Annotated in this window: 1 protein-coding gene; it reads left to right on the top strand. The window is 53.0% G+C overall.

Annotated elements, in window-relative coordinates; genetic code table 11:
• The first annotated feature begins 30 nt into the window (after window positions 1-30).
• A complete protein-coding gene (gmhB, locus tag BN1124_RS20400) occupies window positions 31-573 on the top strand; it encodes a D-glycero-beta-D-manno-heptose 1,7-bisphosphate 7-phosphatase (RefSeq protein WP_042645024.1) in 543 nt (180 codons plus the stop codon).
• The last annotated feature ends 95 nt before the right edge of the window (window positions 574-668 follow it).

Here is a 668-nt window from a genome sequence, read left to right as displayed (position 1 = left end):
CTTTGCGAAACATTGATAGAGGTAGTCCCCGTGAGCAAGCCCGCCATTTTTCTGGATCGTGATGGTGTCATCAACGAAGATACCGGCTATGTCAGCCAGGTAGACGACTTTCATTTCTTGCCTGGCGTGATCGAAGCCATGCAACAGCTGAAGCAGAAAGGCTACCTCTTGGTGGTGGTTACCAATCAGTCGGGGATCGCCCGTGGTTACTTCAGTGAAGATGACTTCATGAACCTGACCGAGTGGATGGACTGGTCGCTGGCGGATCGGGATATAGATCTCGACGGCATTTACTTCTGTCCTCACCATCCGGATCACGGCGCGCCTTGCGATTGCCGCAAACCGGCCCCTGGTATGCTGCTGCTGGCACAGCAGGAGCTGGGTATCGACATGAGACGCTCCTATATGGTGGGCGACAAACCCTCCGATCTGAAAGCGGCTCTCAATGCCAAGGTGGGTCACAAGGTGATGGTGCGTACCGGCAAGCCGGTGACCGATGCAGGTATAGCACTGGCCGATGCCATCTATGACAACCTGCAGGATTTCGCTATTTCTGTGCCTAAAGCAGGTTGATTCAGTTCGTTTAATATACGGATCGGTGGCTTTGCGAACGAACAGTCGACAGAAGCCATCTTTTTGCAATTTTCCGCTTGCCAGAAAGTTTCAGC

The sequence above is a fragment of the Aeromonas eucrenophila genome, from assembly GCF_000819865.1.
Lineage (GTDB): Bacteria > Pseudomonadota > Gammaproteobacteria > Enterobacterales > Aeromonadaceae > Aeromonas > Aeromonas eucrenophila.
This window is presented reverse-complemented; position numbering and strand designations above follow the sequence as displayed.